The organism is Nocardia sp. NBC_01327, assembly GCF_035958815.1.
Lineage (GTDB): Bacteria > Actinomycetota > Actinomycetes > Mycobacteriales > Mycobacteriaceae > Nocardia.
The window spans coordinates 2,531,608-2,548,707 of sequence record NZ_CP108383.1 but is presented as its reverse complement, the minus strand read 5'-3'; the positions used below and the strand labels follow the sequence as shown (position 1 = coordinate 2,548,707).

Annotated in this window: 16 protein-coding genes; 3 read left to right on the top strand and 13 right to left on the bottom strand. The window is 68.3% G+C overall.

The window, feature by feature from the left end; translation table 11 throughout:
- Positions 1-36: 36 nt before the first annotated feature.
- The 11 genes from OG326_RS11140 to OG326_RS11090 form a co-directional block, all read right to left on the bottom strand.
- On the bottom strand, positions 37-1,404 hold the full coding sequence (locus OG326_RS11140) for a ComEC/Rec2 family competence protein (protein WP_327144551.1): 1,368 nt from the start codon (positions 1,402-1,404) through the stop codon (positions 37-39).
- Between the two features lie 565 nt (positions 1,405-1,969).
- The gene (locus OG326_RS11135; RefSeq protein ID WP_327144550.1) at positions 1,970-3,190 is read right to left on the bottom strand and encodes a ComEA family DNA-binding protein; all 1,221 of its coding nucleotides are present in this window, start codon (positions 3,188-3,190) and stop codon (positions 1,970-1,972) included.
- A 150-nt stretch (positions 3,191-3,340) separates the two neighbouring features.
- Positions 3,341-4,183 (bottom strand): DegV family protein, encoded by an 843-nt coding sequence (locus tag OG326_RS11130; RefSeq protein WP_327144549.1) that lies wholly within the window; start codon positions 4,181-4,183, stop codon positions 3,341-3,343.
- Positions 4,184-4,214: 31 nt separating this feature from the next.
- The gene (gene octT / locus OG326_RS11125; RefSeq protein WP_327144548.1) at positions 4,215-5,105 is read right to left on the bottom strand and encodes a diglucosylglycerate octanoyltransferase; all 891 of its coding nucleotides are present in this window, start codon (positions 5,103-5,105) and stop codon (positions 4,215-4,217) included.
- The gene (locus OG326_RS11120) at positions 5,095-5,754 is read right to left on the bottom strand and encodes a histidine phosphatase family protein (RefSeq protein WP_327144547.1); all 660 of its coding nucleotides are present in this window, start codon (positions 5,752-5,754) and stop codon (positions 5,095-5,097) included. Before OG326_RS11120 ends, octT begins: the two co-directional genes overlap by 11 nt.
- The gene (gene rsfS / locus OG326_RS11115) at positions 5,754-6,188 is read right to left on the bottom strand and encodes a ribosome silencing factor (protein WP_327144546.1); all 435 of its coding nucleotides are present in this window, start codon (positions 6,186-6,188) and stop codon (positions 5,754-5,756) included. The genes OG326_RS11120 and rsfS overlap by 1 nt, the downstream gene beginning before the upstream one ends.
- Positions 6,185-6,826 (bottom strand): nicotinate-nucleotide adenylyltransferase, encoded by a 642-nt coding sequence (gene nadD, locus OG326_RS11110; RefSeq protein ID WP_355123434.1) that lies wholly within the window; start codon positions 6,824-6,826, stop codon positions 6,185-6,187. Before nadD ends, rsfS begins: the two co-directional genes overlap by 4 nt.
- 33 nt (positions 6,827-6,859) lie before the next feature.
- Positions 6,860-7,039: a hypothetical protein gene (locus OG326_RS11105; RefSeq protein ID WP_327144545.1), complete on the bottom strand. Its 180-nt coding sequence runs from the start codon at positions 7,037-7,039 to the stop codon at positions 6,860-6,862.
- A gap of 162 nt (positions 7,040-7,201) precedes the next feature.
- Positions 7,202-8,644 (bottom strand): vWA domain-containing protein, encoded by a 1,443-nt coding sequence (locus tag OG326_RS11100; RefSeq protein WP_442791022.1) that lies wholly within the window; start codon positions 8,642-8,644, stop codon positions 7,202-7,204.
- A 61-nt stretch (positions 8,645-8,705) separates the two neighbouring features.
- Positions 8,706-9,590, bottom strand: a complete 885-nt coding sequence (locus OG326_RS11095; RefSeq protein ID WP_297627443.1) for an AAA family ATPase — start codon at positions 9,588-9,590, stop codon at positions 8,706-8,708.
- 25 nt (positions 9,591-9,615) lie between these two features.
- Positions 9,616-10,884, bottom strand: a complete 1,269-nt coding sequence (locus tag OG326_RS11090) for a glutamate-5-semialdehyde dehydrogenase (RefSeq protein WP_327144543.1) — start codon at positions 10,882-10,884, stop codon at positions 9,616-9,618.
- 199 nt (positions 10,885-11,083) lie between these two features.
- Here OG326_RS11090 and OG326_RS11085 point away from each other — a divergent pair, with 199 nt between their 5' ends.
- The gene (locus OG326_RS11085; protein ID WP_327144542.1) at positions 11,084-12,619 is read left to right on the top strand and encodes an MFS transporter; all 1,536 of its coding nucleotides are present in this window, start codon (positions 11,084-11,086) and stop codon (positions 12,617-12,619) included.
- A gap of 45 nt (positions 12,620-12,664) precedes the next feature.
- Positions 12,665-13,522, top strand: a complete 858-nt coding sequence (locus OG326_RS11080) for a ribokinase (RefSeq protein ID WP_327144541.1) — start codon at positions 12,665-12,667, stop codon at positions 13,520-13,522.
- A gap of 18 nt (positions 13,523-13,540) precedes the next feature.
- On the opposite strand, the gene OG326_RS11075 is transcribed toward OG326_RS11080, so the two are convergent.
- A complete protein-coding gene (locus OG326_RS11075) occupies positions 13,541-14,113 on the bottom strand; it encodes a TetR/AcrR family transcriptional regulator (RefSeq protein WP_327144540.1) in 573 nt (190 codons plus the stop codon).
- Positions 14,114-14,230: 117 nt separating this feature from the next.
- On the opposite strand from OG326_RS11075, the gene OG326_RS43010 reads away from it, so the two are divergent.
- Positions 14,231-15,931 (top strand): nitroreductase family deazaflavin-dependent oxidoreductase, encoded by a 1,701-nt coding sequence (locus tag OG326_RS43010; RefSeq protein ID WP_442790941.1) that lies wholly within the window; start codon positions 14,231-14,233, stop codon positions 15,929-15,931.
- A gap of 136 nt (positions 15,932-16,067) precedes the next feature.
- Here OG326_RS43010 and OG326_RS11060 read toward each other — a convergent pair whose 3' ends face one another.
- The gene (locus OG326_RS11060) at positions 16,068-17,099 is read right to left on the bottom strand and encodes a zinc-binding dehydrogenase (protein ID WP_327144539.1); all 1,032 of its coding nucleotides are present in this window, start codon (positions 17,097-17,099) and stop codon (positions 16,068-16,070) included.
- Position 17,100: the final 1 nt, after the last annotated feature.

Genomic DNA, 17,100 nt, shown 5'->3' with positions numbered 1-17,100 from the left:
GATCCTACGAGCCCGCCCCGACAACTCCCGCACCCGTCACACCCGGCCCGCCGATTCGGACTCGATTGCCGGGCCGGACTCGACTGCGGGACCGGACTCGATGGTCGTGCCGTGCGAGCGCGGGCGTAGTGCCGTGATCAGGAGGGCGCACAGCACCGCGGTGATGAGGCCGGAGCGGATTCCGGTGGGTAGCGCGACCGAGGCGCCGAGTGCGGCCGCCCGATCTGCGACGGTGAGCAGCCACCACAGTGGTGGCGAGGTGCAGTGCAGGACGAAGGCGGCCGGCGGTGTCCAGAGGCAGGCCAGTAGCGCGCCCAGCGCGCCAAGCACGGTGATCGGCGCTATGACCGGTTCCACCAGCACATTCACCGCTATGGCGACCAGGCTGAGGTGTCCGGTCATGGCGATGACGACCGGTGTGGTGACCACGAATGCCGCCGCCGCGACGGCGAGCCCGTCCGCCGGAATGCGCCACCACCCGTGTGCCCGAAGCCAATCCGACCATCCAGGGGCGAGCACAATCAGCCCGGCGGTGGCCAGGACCGACAGTGCGAACCCGACATCCACCGCCAGCGCGGGCGACCATGCGAGCAATCCGATGATCGCCGTGCACAGTGCGGGCAGCGCCTGTTTCCGGCGCCCCGTACACAGGGCGAGCAGCGCCACCGCACCCATGACCGCCGCCCGCAGCACACTCGGCGAAGGCCGCGCCAGAATCACGAACATCACCAGCGCGAGCCCCGCCACCACCGCGCCCACCCGCGGATCGACGGTCAGCGCCCGCATCGAAACCAGCACCGCCCCAAGCAGAATCGTAATATTCGCACCGCTGACGGCCGTCAGATGCGCCAGATCGGTCTCCTCGAAGTTCCCCCGCACCCGTTCGGTCAGCCGCGACGTATCGCCGATGACCAGACCCGGCAGCAGCCCCGCCGCATCATCCGGCAGCGCCCGCTGTGCGGCATCGGCGAAGTGACCACGCACCCGCCCCGCCACCCGCTGCCACCACGGCGGCTCCCCCACCGACACCGGCGGCCCGTCCGCCCGCAATACCGCCACCGTCAAATCCGACCGCCACGGAGGACTCACCTTCGCCCGAAATTCCACCTCCTGCCCCGGCAACAATCCCCGCCACCCCGCCTCCGGAGCCATCACCACCACCGCTCCCCCGGCCCGAACCACTTCCCCGCCTTCCCGAAACTCCACCAACTCCGCCCGAACCATCACCTTCTTCCCACCGAACCGCTTCTCCGCCAACGCCTTCGGATCATCCGACATCACCGCCCGCACCCACACCCGCCGCCCATTCGCCACCTCATGCAGCGGATGCCCCGCCACCAGGTACTCCTGCCAGCCCCCCGCCGCCGCAAACCCCGCCCCGACAACCACCGCCGCCAACACCACCCACACTCCCCGCGCACTCCGCCCACCCGCAGCCCGCCGAATCACCAACCCCCACAACCCAACCGCCACCACCCCACACCCCACCGCCAACACCATCCCCGCCCGCCACCCCAAAATCACCGCAACAATCGTTGCCCCCCAACAACACACCGTTGAGGGCACCAACCGCGCATCCAACTCCTCCGGCAATTCCACCGGACCTCGATCCTCCCCCGGCACCTCCCCCGGCCCTCGATTCTCCCCAGGCCGTCTGCCGCCAACCGCCGTCATCGTGGTACCCCCACTACAGCCCAGCCTGAGGAGGAGCACGAAGCGGCCCACGCGCTCCGATCCCACTGCCGCTGCGGCGTTCTCGGTGCCGGGTCGTACTCCCCGGTGCACTCTGACCACCTGCTGCGCCGCCGGCGAGCAGCGACACCACGGCACCAGGCGCTCCGGATGAGGACGATCCGGCAGCGAACTGACGTCCATCGTCGAACCAGCAACCGATTGCGGCCGAGCGAGAGCTGTCTCCGCTGGCAGCGCGATCGCAGGTACGGGCTCCGTGTGCGGGCGCGATGGGCGGTCATATGGTCACCGCGGCGCGAAGGCGGGCGAGGCGGGACGGGCCTATGCCTTCTATTTCGGCGAGTTGGTCGACTGAGGTGAAGCGGCCGTGGGTGGTGCGCCAGGTGAGGATGGCGCGGGCGGTGACGGGGCCTACGCCGGGGAGGGTGTCGAGCTGGGTTTCGGTGGCGGTGTTGAGGTTTACCTTGGGTGCGGGGCCGGAGGGGCGGGGTGAGCCCGAGGCTGCCACGGTGGCGGGCGCGGGGCCGGCAGAGTTGACGACTGTGCTGCCGACCTGCTGCTGGCCTGGGCGGGGGCCGTTGCGGCCGATGATGAGTTGGTCGCCGTCGCAGAGGTGCTGGGCGAGATTGAGGCCGGACAGGTCGGCTTCGGGGCGCGGGGCGGCCGCGCGAATGGCGTCGGCGATACGAGCTCCGGAGGGGAAACGTCGCAGGCCGCCGTGTTCGACCAAGCCCACGACGCTGACGACAAGTTCACCGGACGACGCCGGATGTCCGTTGATATCGGTCGGCACGGTGCCGGCAGGTCCCCTGTCGCCGGCGGATGCCTCCGGAATCGATACCGCTCCAGGAGAATTCGGCGGCACGGCCGGCGCAGCACTACCGGGTGCAGCACCGTAGGGCACCGCACTACGAGGTGCGGCAGCACTGGGCACAACACCGTTGGGCGCAGCACTACTGGGCGCAGCACTACTGGGCGCAGCACCTTTCGACCCGGCCCCCGGCGCCGGATTTGCCGCACCTTCTCCCGAGCCGGACTCCGGCTCCGCCCCCGCGCTCTCCCCGGCCACCGCAATCGGCGGAACCGCCTGTGTCACCGGCCTTTCCTGAAATGACATCAGTGCCGTCAGCACAACGACGAGCGCCGCGACGGCGGCCAGGATCAGTACTCCGCGCGGGCCCGGGTCCCATCTGGTCCCCCGGAAGCGTTCCGGCACCAATCGCTCGTGCCACAGCGAGACGCTGCCGCAGGGCTCGGACAGCCAAGCGGGCGTGGATGATTCGTGCGGCGGCTCCGGATCGCCGTCGGCGGCATCGTGCTCGAACCCGTCCGCGCGGCACCCTGCCGAGACCGGCGCCGGGCTCGGCGGATCGAGCGATTCCGCATCCCAGCGCGGCGGATGCGCCGAATCCGGGCTGAATTCCGGGGCAGCGCCGGACGGTTCGGACAGGCCGCCGAGACGGCGGCGGACCTCGGTACGTTCGTCGGTTCGTGGCATGAGGCCCACGGTATGACCGGAGCGAGTTCAGCCGACGACGCCGACCTGGGCTTTCGCCGAGCCTGTGGATAACGAAAGTGGTTGTGAACAACCGGATTCCGCCCGGGCTACCCGGGCGCGCAGATCGCGCTGACCTGCACCGTCAGCTGATCAGCCGCAGCCGCCGGGAACAACCAGCGCACCCACCGCACCCATGCCGAGATGCACTCCGAGAGTCGGACCGAATTCCGCGACGATGAGCTCGCGAATCCCCGGAATGAGGTCGCGCAGCTGCGCCGCGATGGTGTTGGCCGACTCCTCCGCGCCGAGGTGCTGAACCGCGACCGCGGCACCGTCGTCACCGGCCGCATCCACCGCCGCGGCAATGAGTTTGGCGAAGGCCTTCGACCGGGTCCGCGCCTTTTCGCGCAACTCCAGCCGGCCTTCGACAATCTGCAGAATCGGCTTGGTGACCAGCTCGGTCCCGAAGAAGGCCGCGGCGGTACTCAGCCGACCGCCGCGACGCAGCTGTTCGGTCCGATTGACCACGATGAACGCGCGACCACGAGCGGCCGCAGCCACCGCCGCGTCGTACACCACATCCAGGACAGCCCCGCCGCGCGCACGGCGTGCGGCGGCCAGCACCGGCAACCCGGTACCCAGCCCCGCACTGAGCGAGTCCACCAGGCGAACCCGGTCCCCCGCGTCCATATCGCGAATCGCCTGCCGACCGGCCTCCCAGGTGCCCGAGAGCTGCCGCGAAATATGCACGGCGACAACACCATCGCCCTCGCTCAGCTCCCAGGCCCGCTCGTACACGGCCTTCAGATCACCGGGCGAGGCGCCCGAGGTGGTGACAGTGGAGGACCCGTAGTCGATATCGCAATCGTCGATACCCTCCCGGATTTCCCGGTCATCGACGAGGACATGCAGCGGTACCGCGAGCACACCCAGTTCGGCGACGAGATCGGCGGGCAGACTGGCCGACGAGTCGGTGACAACCACCACGGTCATCGGCCGGCAGACCCCTCGCGCGCAACGCCTTTCATACAGCTCGGACCTCGCGGGCGGAAACCTCGGAGAGCACCTTGACCATGGCGCGGGCGACGGCGCTGTGGCCCTCCCAGCCCCAGTGGATGCCATCCGGGTTGGATTCACCGTTGAAGACGTTGTCGTACACGGCTTCACCGAGATCCACCAGCGGGATCGACTTCTCGTCGGCCCAGGCCTGCACGGCCCGCACCATGGGATCGCGCCCACTGTGGTGGCGCGCGTACGCATCACACTGGTGCACGGACGGCAGCACCGCGATCATCGGCAGCTCTGGTCGCAACCCCGCCAGCGCATTGCGCGACTGCTCGAGGTAGTCGACGCTGACCGCCGGCGGCAGCGCCACGGGCCAGCCCAGCGGAGAAAGCTTGGGCTGCACCCAGTTGTAGGCGGTGCGCACCTGCCGCCGCACGGAGGACGGCCGGACATAACGGATCAGCTCGCGCAGCGCGGTCGGCAGCGGCGAGGGCAGCGAATCCATACCGGCCGTCGCGAACACCACGGCCCCGGCGCGCGGCACGGTCGCCCAGACCCGCGGATCGCCGATGAGCGCCCAGTAGGCGTCCCGGCAGGTCCAGCCGATGCGCGCGACCAGCTCCACGTCCCAGCCCAGTTCGGCCGCAACAAGATTCGGCCAGATGCGGGGATGGTCCGCGGCCAGTCCGCCCTTGGGCCCGAAGTAGGACAGGGAGTCGGCGATGACCAGCAGCACCGGCCGCTGGGCCGGTTCGGCCTCGACCGGCTCGCTGCTTGCGGCGGGAGCCACCGGCGCGTTGTCGGCGGGAGCGCCGAACAGGGTGTCCGGTACCGCCCGGACCTTCGTCACCTCGGAGGCCTGCCGCAGCAGTTCGTCGGAGACGTGCCGTTCGGGATTGTCAGAGGACATCGGGAGCTACCTTCGCCAGTGCGTTCCACACATCGAGGCGCCAGCCGGGCCGATCGATGCTCGGACCGTGGCTGGTGAGCTGTACCCAGCTGGTGTTGGCAAGCCCGCCCAGGGCCGGCCAGTTCACCGGCGGGAGTTCGAGCAGCGCCGCGGTCAGCGCTGCGATCAACCCGCCGTGCGCAACCAGGATGATGGTACGGCCGGGCCAGTCGGTGCGCTCGGTGAGCAATTCCTGCACCAGGGGCAGCGCGCGAGCGCCGACCTGCAGCTTGGATTCGCCGCCGGGCGGGGTGAAGGTGGCGTCGAGCCGCCATTCCTTGCGGGCGCCCGGGGAGATGGCGTCGACCTCGTGGTGGGTCAGACCCTCCCACTGGCCGAGGTCGGTTTCGCGCAGCCGGGCATCGGTGACCACCGAGAGCCCCGCGTGTTCGCCGACGCAGAGCGCGGTGTCGTGCGCGCGCCGCAGATCCGAGGCGATGATGGCGATGACATCGCTGGATGCCATCTCGGGTGCGCAATCCTTGGCCTGGCGCCGGCCGACTTCACTGAGTTCGGTGTCGATCTGGCCCTGCATGCGGTCGGTGGCATTCCATTCGGTTTGCCCGTGGCGCAACAGGATCAACCGGCGGACGCCGGCAAGCTTGCTCACTACTCTTCCCCGGCCTCGGCGTCTCCGGCCTCGGAAGCATCGGTCTCTGCCGTCTGAGCCTTGGCGCGCTGATCGTCGAGTCCTTCGACCGGCACCTGCGGGCAGTCCTTCCACAGACGCTCGAGGCCGTAGAAGTCGCGCTCGTCATTGTGCTGGATGTGGATGACGATCTCGACGTAGTCGAGCAGCGCCCAGCGGCCCTCGCGGGTGCCCTCGCGGCGCACCGGCTTGTGCCCGGCATCGCGCAGGCGGTCCTCGATATTGTCGACGATGGCGTTGACCTGGCGCTCATTCGGCGCGGACGCGATGACGAAGCAGTCGGTGATCACCAACTGCTCCGAAACGTCCAGAATCACTACGTCCGATGCCAGCTTCTCGTCGGCCGCCAATGCGGCCACCGTAGCCATCTTCACCGCTTCGACGGATGCGCTCACCCTGCTACCTTCCCGTTGCTTTCCGGCACGTAGAGGTGCCGCTTAGATATGTATTGCACGACCCCGTCGGGGACGAGGTACCAGACCGGCCGGCCTTCGCTCGCCCGCCGCCGGCATTCACTGGAGGAGATCGCCAGTGCGGGGATCTCGATCATGGTGATGGCGTCGGCAGGGAAGTCGCTGAGGTGTTCGGCCAGGTGGTCGATGTTCAATTCATACCCAGGCCGGGTCACTCCCACGAATTTCGCCAGCTCGAACAGTTCCGCCCAATCCTGCCAGGTGAGGATGCTGGCCAGCGCGTCGGCACCGGTGATGAAGTAGAGATCCGCGTCCGCGTATAGTTCTCGCAGCTCACGCAGGGTATCGACGGTGTAGGTCTTCTTCCCGCGCTCGATATCGGCGCGACTGACGGAGAAGCTCGGATTCGACGCGGTCGCGATGACCGTCATCAGATAGCGGTCTTCGGCGGGGCTCACGTACCGGTCAGCCTTCTGCCACGGCTGGCCCGTCGGTACGAACAGCACCTCGTCCAACTCGAACCGATCGGCAACCTCACTGGCTGCGACCAGGTGTCCATGGTGGATGGGGTCGAAGGTGCCGCCCATCACCCCCAACTTGCGGCGCCCTGTCGTATGCACAAAAAACGAGCTTACCGGGGGCGAATCCCAGTGTTACGCGGCGGCAGTCCACTTCGGCGCCGCCGCACCCGAAACCCCTGCCACGACAACGCTGTGCGCCGCCACACCGGCACCCGCGGACGGCGTGTCAGCCCGTGCCACCAACGTCCCCGCACCCATCATGAGCGCCACGAACGCCAGCGCGATCAACAGATAAGCAATGAACTCTCGCATCATGTCGGCTCCGAAACACCAATGCGCCGAACAACCTCGACGACTCCCTAATTGTCGAGCCCGAAACCTACGGTTTCCTTAAAGCCCGCTGGTAGTGACCAGCGGATTCACAGCCCAGACCGGTGGGCGCTCGGGTTGGCGAGGCAGTAGCCCGCCTACTCCTCAGACGGGGAGTAGGCGGCCTACTACGGCGGTGAGCTGGCGGGCGGAGCGGCATTCGTGCATTTCGATTATTTCGGCGTATTTCTTGGCGGCGGAATCGCCTGTGCCCCACATTTTCTCGGCTTCCGGGTTCAGCCAGTAGGCGTGTTTCGCTACGCTCACCAGCTGTTCGAGGGTGGCCAGGGCGGGGTCGCGGTAGTTGTTGCGGGCGTCGCCGAGGATGAGCAGGGAGGTGCGGCTGGTGATGGCGTCGGGGAATTTTTCGGCGAAACCTTCGAGGGCCGAGCCGTAGTCGGAGTGGCCTTCGATGCCTACGACGTCGGCTTCGGTGAAGATGCGGCGCGTTATTTGATCGAGCGGGGTGGTGGGGTCGAACAGGTGCGTGACCTCGTCGGCGCGATCCACGAAGGCGAAGATGCGGACACGGGAGAACTGTTCGCGCAGTGCGTTCACCAGCACCATGGTGAAGCTGGAGAATCCGGCCACCGAGCCGGAGATATCGCAGAAGAGCACCAGATCGGGACGGCCGGGGCGGGGCTTGCGGGTGATCAGGTTGATGGGGACGCCACCGGTGGACATGGACTTGCGCAGCGTCTTGCGCAGATCGATCTCACCGCGGCGGGAGCGGCGGCGGCGAGACGCCAGGCGGGAGGCCAGGATTCGGGCCAGGCGCTGACTGCTGCGGCGCAGATCGTCGAGTTCGTTCTGCGAGATGCGCAGGAAGTCGGCGTCTTCGGCTTGGCGGGCGACGCCGTAGGTGGCGACCCGTTCGCGGCCGATGCGTTCGGCGACCCGGCGGCGGGTTTCGGCTTCGACGGTGCCGCGGAAGGATTTGATGCGCTGCCGCGCGGTGCGGCGGGCGACCTCGGTATCGAAGTCGGAATTATCCATACCCGCGGAAAGCCCGGCGATCAGCTTGGCCACGAGAATCTCGGGCTGCAGATCCTTGAGCGCCTGATATGCGGAGAAGGACTCCCCGCTGGCGCCCTGGTACTGCCCCATCTGCTCGACCATCTGCGCGGCCAGCGCCTGCAGCTGCCGTTCCTGCTCCGGCGAGGGACTCTGAACGAGCAACTCCGCCAGCATCTTCCGCAGTTCGATAATGTCGACCGCGCCGTCCGGCTTGTACGGGATCTCGACTTCCTCGGCCCCGAGGCGCTCACCGAGCGCGGCCGGGAACCACAGGTCGAAGAGCCCGTCGTAGGTGGCGCGCTGGGTGGTGCGGCGCAGCACCGCGCAGGCCAGTCCCTCGCGCAGCGCCTCACGATCCATCAGATCGAGCACGGTCATCACCTGTGCGGCATCCACGGTTTCGGACGGCCCGACCGGAATCCCCCGGGCGCGCAAGGCCTCCACGAACCCGACCAGATGCCCGGAGATCCCGTACTCGGCGGCCGGCCCGGGCACAGCGGCGGGTCTGGTCCCGGGTGCGCCTCCGATCACGGCGCGCTTGGCCGCGGACACGAGCCCCCGGGGTTTGTTCGATCCACCGCCGGCCATGGCCTCAGGCCAGCTTCAGCTCGGACTGGGCGCGCACGTGATCGGCCTGATGCTTGAGCACCACTCCGAGCGTGGCGCGCACGGTCTTGTCGTCGAGATCCTTGACGCCCAGGGCGAGCAGAGTCCTTGCCCAGTCGATGGATTCGGCGACCGACGGTAGCTTCTTGAGCTGCATACCGCGCAGCACATGCACGATCCGCACCAGCTGCGCGGCCATGGCGGGCTTGAGCTCGGGCACCCGGCTGGCCAGGATGCGGCGCTCGAGATCCTCGTCCGGGAAGTCGATGTGCAGGTAGAGGCAGCGACGCTTGAGCGCCTCCGACAGTTCGCGGGTGGCATTGGAGGTCAGCACCACGAACGGCTTGCGGGTGGCGGTGATGGTGCCCAGTTCCGGCACGGTGACCGAGAAGTCGCTCAACACCTCGAGCAGCAGGCCCTCGATCTCGACGTCCGCCTTATCGGTTTCGTCGATGAGCAGCACGGTCGGCTCGGTGCGGCGGATGGCGGTCAGCAGCGGCCGCGAGAGCAGGAACTCCTCGGTGAAAACGTCGGCTTTGGTTTCCGCCCAGTCGTTTTCGGAGGTGGCCTGAATGCGCAGGATCTGCTTGGCGTGGTTCCACTCGTAGAGCGCCCGCGCCTCGTCCACACCCTCGTAGCACTGCAGGCGCACCAGTTCCGCGCCGGCCACCTCGGCCACGGCCTTGGACAGTTCGGTCTTGCCGACACCGGCCGGACCCTCGATGAGCAGCGGCTTGCCGAGCCGGTCGGCGAGGAAAACCGAAGTGGCGGTGGCCTTGTCGGCCAGGTAGCCGGTTCCGGCGAGGCGCTCGATCACATCGTCGACCGACGAGAAGATCGGCTCCTGAATGGGTGCTGCGGTAGGAGCCACGGGTGCTGCCCTTTCTTCGAATGTTCTAGACAGCCCGAATGTGGCCGTCGCCCCACACAATCCATTTGGTGGAGGTCAGTTCCGGCAGGCCCATGGGGCCGCGGGCGTGCAATTTCTGGGTGGAGATGCCGATCTCCGCGCCGAACCCGAATTGTTCGCCGTCGGTGAAGGCGGTGGAGGCGTTGACCATAACGGCGGCGGCGTCCACCCGGTTGGTGAATTCGCGGGCGGCCTTCAGATCGCCGGTGACAATGGCTTCGGTGTGGCCGGTGCCCCACCGGTTGATGTGCTCGATCGCGGCATCCAGATCGGGGACGACCGCGAGTGCGATATCCAGGGACAGGTATTCGTCGGCCCAGTCGGTCTCGGTGGCGGGCACCAGGCCGGGCAGGTCACCGTGAATGGTGACGCCCTTGTCCTCGAGGGCCTTGATCAGTCGCGGCACCGCGGTCTCGGCGACAGCGGCGTCGATGAGCACCGTCTCGGCGGTATTGCAGACGCTCGGACGGCGGGTCTTGGCATTGATCAGAATGGCTTCGGCCATCGCCAGATCGGCGTCCCGGTGCACGTAGATATGGCAGTTGCCGGTGCCGGTCTCGATGGTCGGCACCAGCGCATCGCGCACCACGGCATTGATCAGCCCCGCGCCGCCGCGCGGAATGACCACATCCACCAGACCGCGCGCCTGGATCAGATGCGTGACGCTGGAACGATCCTCGGCGGGCAGCAGCTGTACGGCATCCTCCGGAAGCCCCTGCGCCGCAAGCGCTTCCCGCAGCACCGTCACGAGCGCCACATTGGATCGGACCGCCGAGGACGAACCGCGCAGCAGCGCGGCATTCCCCGACTTGAGCGTCAGCCCGAAGGCGTCGACGGTGACATTGGGGCGCGCCTCGTACACCATGCCGACCACACCGAGCGGCACCCGCACCTGCCGGATCTCCAGGCCGTTCGGCAGCGTGGACCCGCGCACCACATCGCCCACCGGATCCGGCAGCCCCGCGACCTGGCGCAACCCCGACGCGATCCCGTCGATACGGGGTTCGGTCAGTCGCAGCCGGTCCAGCTGGGCCTCCGCGGTGCCACCGGTACGCGCGATCTCGATGTCCTCGCCATTGGCGGCGAGCAGCCGATCCTTGGCGGCGAGCAGCGCATCGGCCGCGGCGTGCAGCGCGGCATCCTTCTGTGCGGTCGTGAGCTGGGCGAGCGTGCGCGACGCCACCCGGGCCCGGCGCGCCGCGGCGTGCACCACCTCGCGGACGTTGTCCAGTTCAGTGGTGGTCGAAGCTGTCATGGGTACAGCCTACTTTCCGAGTCGGACCCGCCATTGAGCGAGTTCGGGTGACGCTATCGGTCCATCGCATCATCGCCCACCGCGAACAATGCCCGGCAGCGGGACGTAAGTCCGATCGCCCGCACTCCCTCCGCATCGGCATGGCTCGCCCGATTCCGATCCACGGTCGTACCGCCCTGCGGCGGGTTACGGTGGCGCAATGACCGCGAGCATCAGGCTGTCTTCAGCTGCCGGACGTTGGGTTCTACTGGCCACCGTGCTCGGATCCGGGATGGCGATGCTGGATGCGACCGTCGTCAATGTGGCGCTGCCCAAGATCGCCGACGAGTTCGGATCGTCGATGGCCGGGTTGCAGTGGACGATCAATGCGTACGCCCTGACCCTCGCGGGGTTGATTCTGCTGGGCGGGGCGCTGGGAGATCGGTTCGGGCGGCGGCGGATGTTCCTGATCGGGGTGGTGTGGTTCGCCATCGCCTCGGCGCTGTGCGGTGCGGCGCAGGACATTTCGATGCTCATCGCGGCCCGCGCCCTGCAGGGGGTCGGCGGTGCGCTGCTGACACCCGGATCGCTGGCGATCATCCAGGCCTCCTTCCTCCCCGGTGACCGCGCGCGAGCGGTGGGTGCGTGGTCGGGTCTGGGCGGCGTGGCCGGAGCCATCGGACCGTTCGTGGGCGGATGGCTGGTCGAGTACGCCGGGTGGCGCTGGGTGTTCCTGCTCAATATCCCGCTGGCGGCGGTGGTGGTCGCGGTCACGGCGCGGCATGTGCCCGAGACCCGGGATGCCAACGCGCACGGCAGGTTCGATGTGCTGGGTGCGGCAATGGCGGCGCTGTGCCTGGCCGGAATCACCTATGCGCTGACCATGATGTCGGAAAAGGATTCGAACCGGGCGCTGGTGGTGGGCAGCGCGATAGTCGGCGTGGTGGCGGGCGTCGTATTCGTCATGGTCGAGCGGCGACGCTCGGCCCGCGGCGACGGACCGCAGCCGATGGTGCCGGTGGATGTGTTCGGCTCCAAGCAGTTCACCGCGATCAATGCGGTCACCTTCGTCATGTACGGCGCCATGAGCGTCGTGTTCTTCCTCCTGGTGCTCACCCTGCAGGTGGTCGGTGGTTTCAGTCCGATCGCGGCGGGCACCGCCATGCTGCCCGGCACGGTGCTGATGCTCTTCTTCTCGGCCCGCTCCGGCGCGCTGGCCCAGCGGATCGGACCGCGCAAGCCGATCACCCTGGGCGTACTGCTGGCCGCCGCGGGCATGTTGCTCATGACTCGCATCGGCCCGCACTCCTCCTATGTCGGCGTCGTCCTGCCCGCCGCCATAGTTTTCGGCATCGGCCTGACCCTGGCGGTGGCGCCGCTGACGGCAACGGTCCTGGCCACCGCCGACGAACGGCACGCGGGAGTCGCCAGCGGAGTCAACAATGCGGTCGCCCGCGCGGCGGGACTGCTTGCGGTGGCGGCCATCCCGCCCCTGGCCGGACTCACCGGCGATGCCTACACCAACCCCTCGAAATTCGAACACGGCTTCCGCATGGCCCTGCTGACCTGCGCCGCACTCATGATCGCCGCCGCCGTCCTCGCCTTCCTCACCGTCCGCGACGACGCCCTAAGCACCGCCCCACCCTCAGCAGCCCCACAGTGCAAGGTGCACTGCGCCATCGGCGCCCCACCGCTCGAGCCCGACCGAGCGATACCGGGAAGCGGCGAAGCACGCGCACCGGCAACACCCGAGTGAGCGCGTAGAGCCGGGATCGGAGGCTGCTCGTCTAGGGTCGCGGTTATGGCGCGGATTGTGGTGGTGGGCAGCATCAATATGGATTTGGTGACGACCGTGCGGCGGCGGCCAGAGCCCGGGGAGACGGTGTCCGGAGAAGGGTTCGCGCTGGTACCGGGCGGGAAAGGGTCGAATCAGGCGATCGCGGCGCGGCGGGCCGGGGGTGAGGTGAAGTTCGTGGGAGCCGTGGGCGATGACGTGTTCGCCGATGAGCTGCGGCGGGTGCTGCACGATGCGGGCGTGGGGGTTTCGCGCTTGCGGCGGGTGGACGGGCCCAGCGGGGTCGCGGCGATCGTGGTGGACGGTAACGGTGAGAACAGCATTATCGTGGTGGGCGGGGCCAATTCTCGGATGACCGAGTTGGAGCACGCGGACCTCGAGGCCATCGCGGCGGCGGATGTGCTGCTGTGCCAGTTGGAGATTCCGGTGCCGACAGTGGTGGCCGCGGCCCGGCACGCACGCGCCCGGGGAACCACGGTGGTGCTCAATCCCTCACCGGTACAGGAGCTTCCGGACGAACTGTGGGCGCAGATCGATATCGCGGTGGTCAATGAGGGTGAGGCCGCCCAGTTCGGATCGGCCCTGGACGCGGTGCCGCATGTGATCACCACACTCGGTGCGGACGGCGCGATCTACCGTGGACCGGACGGGATAACGCTGCCCCAGCCCGGCGTGCGGGTGAACGTCGTCGATACCACCGCTGCCGGAGACACTTTCACCGGAGCGCTCGCCGCGCACTGGCATGAGGGCCCGGAGATCGCGCTGGCCTGGGCGAGCACCGCGGGCGCGCTCGCGACCACGAAACTCGGCGCCAGCGCGTCGATTCCGACCCGCAGTGAGATCGAACGGCTGCTGTCGCGCTGATTCGGCTGTCGCGCCGACTCAGGCGACGGGCTTGCCGGTGTACATGCCGACCAGCTGAGCCATCTGCTTACCGGCGCGCTCCAGCGGATCGGTGGAGCGGGTGGCCAGTGACATGATGACCGCGCCCTCGACGGCCGCCACGATGGTGGTGGCGAGCGACCGCGCCGCCTCGGGCTCGACGGCTTCGGCCTCGAGGCGATCGGCGAGAATCCCCTCCCATTCGAGGAAGGTCGTTCCCGCCACATCCGCCGCCTCCGGCGATTCGCTGCGACCCAGCGCCGCGGCGACAATCGGGCAGCCGGCCGAGAAATCACTGGAGACCACGACCTCCCGCCACATGGCCGGGAAGGCGGCGATGACGGTGGCCAGATCCGCCCCCGCGGTGAGGGTGCGCATGAGTGCGCTGGAGGCCTGACCCGCGGTGCGGGTGGCCTCGGCGACGAGTTCGGATTTGCCGCCCGGGAAGTTCAGGTAGACCGAGCGGCGGGAGATGCCGCTGTGCTCGAGCAGCTGCGAAATACCGGTGCCGGCGATGCCTTTACAGCGCATGAGAGCAATGGCGCTGTCGATGAGGCGGTCGCGCGCTCCCATGGATATTCCTTTCCTTGCTGTATACCGATCGGTGTACTACCGTTCCAATATACCGATTGGTCTACCGCCGAGTGTAGACCGCCGCCCACACCACTCCACGACGATCGGGGCCCAGCCGTGACGACCCTGCACGATCCCCTGCCGCTGGCCAGTGGCCAGGTACTGCCGAACCGGATTATGAAATCAGCCCTGAGCGAGGGACTCGGCACCGCCGATAACGCCCCCGACGAACGGCTGGAACGACTCTACGCGCGCTGGAGCGCCGGTGGGTACGGGTTGATCGTCACCGGCAATGTGATGGTGGACAGCCGGCACTGCGGTGAACCGGGCAATGTGGCCATGGAGGACGAACGGCACCTCGGCGCGCTCACCCGCTGGGCCACGGTCGCCAAGGCCGGGGGCAGCAAGGTGTGGGTGCAGTTGAATCACCCTGGCCGCCAGGCGAATCCGCTCGTCACCCGGACTCGCACGGTAGCGCCGTCGGCCATCGGCGTGAGCATTCCGGGCATTCCCGCGCCGCGCGCGCTCGCCGAGGACGAAATCCTCGACATCATCCGGCGTTTCGGCACGTCCGCCCGAATTGCGGAGGCTGCCGGATTCGACGGCGTGCAGATTCACGGCGCACACGGATACCTGGTGTCGCAGTTCCTGTCGCCGCGCTCCAACCAGCGCACCGACGACTGGGGCGGCGATCCCAAGCGGCGCATGCGCTTCGTGCTGGAGGTGGTGCGCAGCATCCGCGATGCGGTGAGCCCCGGCTTCGGACTGGGCATCAAGCTCAATTCCGCGGACTTCCAGCGCGGCGGCTTCACCGAGGACGAGTCGCGCGCCGTGATCGAGCAGCTGTCCGCCGAACGCGTGGACATGATCGAAATCAGCGGCGGCAGTTACGAATCCCCGGCGATGCTGGATCGCCCGAGCACGGTCTCGGACAGCACGCGGGCGCGTGAGGCGTACTTCCTGGACTACGCCGAATCGGCGCGCGCCGCGGCGGGCAGCGTACCGATCGCCGTCACCGGCGGATTCCGTTCGCGCGCAGCCATGTCGGACGCCGTGGCCACCGCCACCTGCGATATGGTCGGCCTCGGCCGCCCGACCGCCGTCTTCCCCGCCGCCGCAGCGGATCTGCTCACCAATGGCACCGAAACCCTGCGGCCCCCGGCCATTACGCTCGGCCTGCCCCCGCGGCTGGCCGCCAATTCCGGTCTGAAAGCCTTCGACGGCGCACTCGATCTGCAGTGGCACACCGACCAGCTGCACATTCTCGGCGCGGGCAACGACCCCGACCCGGATCGTTCGCCCTGGCGCACCGCCGTAACCATGGTGCGCCGCAATGGTTTCGACGCCTTCCGCAGTAAGCGCTCCCCCGCCCCGCGCAATGCCACCGCCCGCGAGGCCCGCAAATTCCAGCGCGAACGCGCTATCGGCCGCTACGTCATGAACCCGGCCGTCCGCGCTCTCGGCCGCATCGGCGTCCGCACCGCCCTGGCCACCGAACTCGAGACCACCGGCCGCAAGTCCGGCCGGCCCCGCACCGTCCCCATCTCCCTGCTCTTCGACGAATCCGGCGCCTGGGGCATCTGCCAGCACGGCCTCCGCTCCGGCTGGGGTCTGAATATCTCCGCTAACCCGAATGTGCGTGTCCGCCAGGGCAATCGATGGCGCACCGGCACCGCCGTCCTCCTCCCCGAGGACGACGTGGACGCCCGTTCCCGCACCTTCGCACCCCACCCCCTGCTCGCTCCCCTGGCCCGCACCGCCTTCGCTGCCCTCGAAACAACCCCGGTCACAGTACGAATCACCTTCACCGACCGCTAGTCACCACCAACCGAACAGCCCGTCTCCGGATCGCACAGCACCTACGGGAGCTGCGTGATCTGGAGACGGGCTGTGCGGAGTTCATGTGCCGCCATACCGCAGCACCCGACTGGCGACGGGGCTGCGTTTCGGGCGGTTACAGGTGGGGGCGGACCAGGATTTGGATGTGGTCGTCGGGGTGGCGGAGGGATTCGATGGCGTCGGCCACGCCGTCGAAGCCGACCTGGGTGGTGACGAGGGATTCGGCGTCGATGACGCCATCGGCTATGCGGTGCAGGGTTTTTGCGTATTCCTCGTGGGGGTAGACCATGCACATCTGGAGGGAGATGTCCTTGTAGATGCCGACGATCGGGCGGATGACGTCATCGGTCATGACCGAGCCGATCTGCAGGATCTTGGTTTCCCGCGGGACCTTGTACATGAGGTCGTTGAGCAGGCCGGGGACGCCGGCGCAGACCCAGACGTGCAGCTGCTGGCCGGGGGAGGCCAGTTCGCCCCACACCTCGACCGGATCTTCCACAGCCGGATCGACCACCCGGTGCGCGCCCAGCCGCAGTGCCGCTTCACGGCGCAGTTTGGACGGATCGGAGGCCACGATCGGGGCGACGCCGCGTTCGACGAGGGCCGCGACCGCACCCAAACCGACCGGGCCGCAACCGATGACGATTCCGGTGCCCTCGGGACCGATGCCGGTGCGCGCCACATTGCCGAAGCCGACGGCGAGCGGTTCGGTCATGGCGGCCACGTGCGGGGGCACGTGCTCGGGGATCGGCTCCAGGGCCATGGCCTGGAGCACCATGCGTTCGCCGAAGCCGCCGGGGAAGTCGTTGGAGTAGCCGACGCCGTGGATTCCACCGGCGGTGTCCAGCGCCCACGGCAGGGCAACCACGTTCTGCCCCTCGACAAATGGGGTGTCGGGGCCCGCGCCGATGACGCGGGCGGACAGCTCGTGACCCATGACCATGTCGCGGCACGGATCGAAGAGGAAGGTGGGAACACCGCTGTCCCGCGACGCCTGCAGGAAATCGTCGGTGTAATCCAGTGCGGCCTTGTCGGATCCGCAGATTCCGCAGGCGATGGTTTCCACCAGCACCTGCCCGGGACCGGGGACGGGATCGGGGACCTCGTCGACGACCAGCTTCCGGTTGCGCATGACTACCGCGCGCATA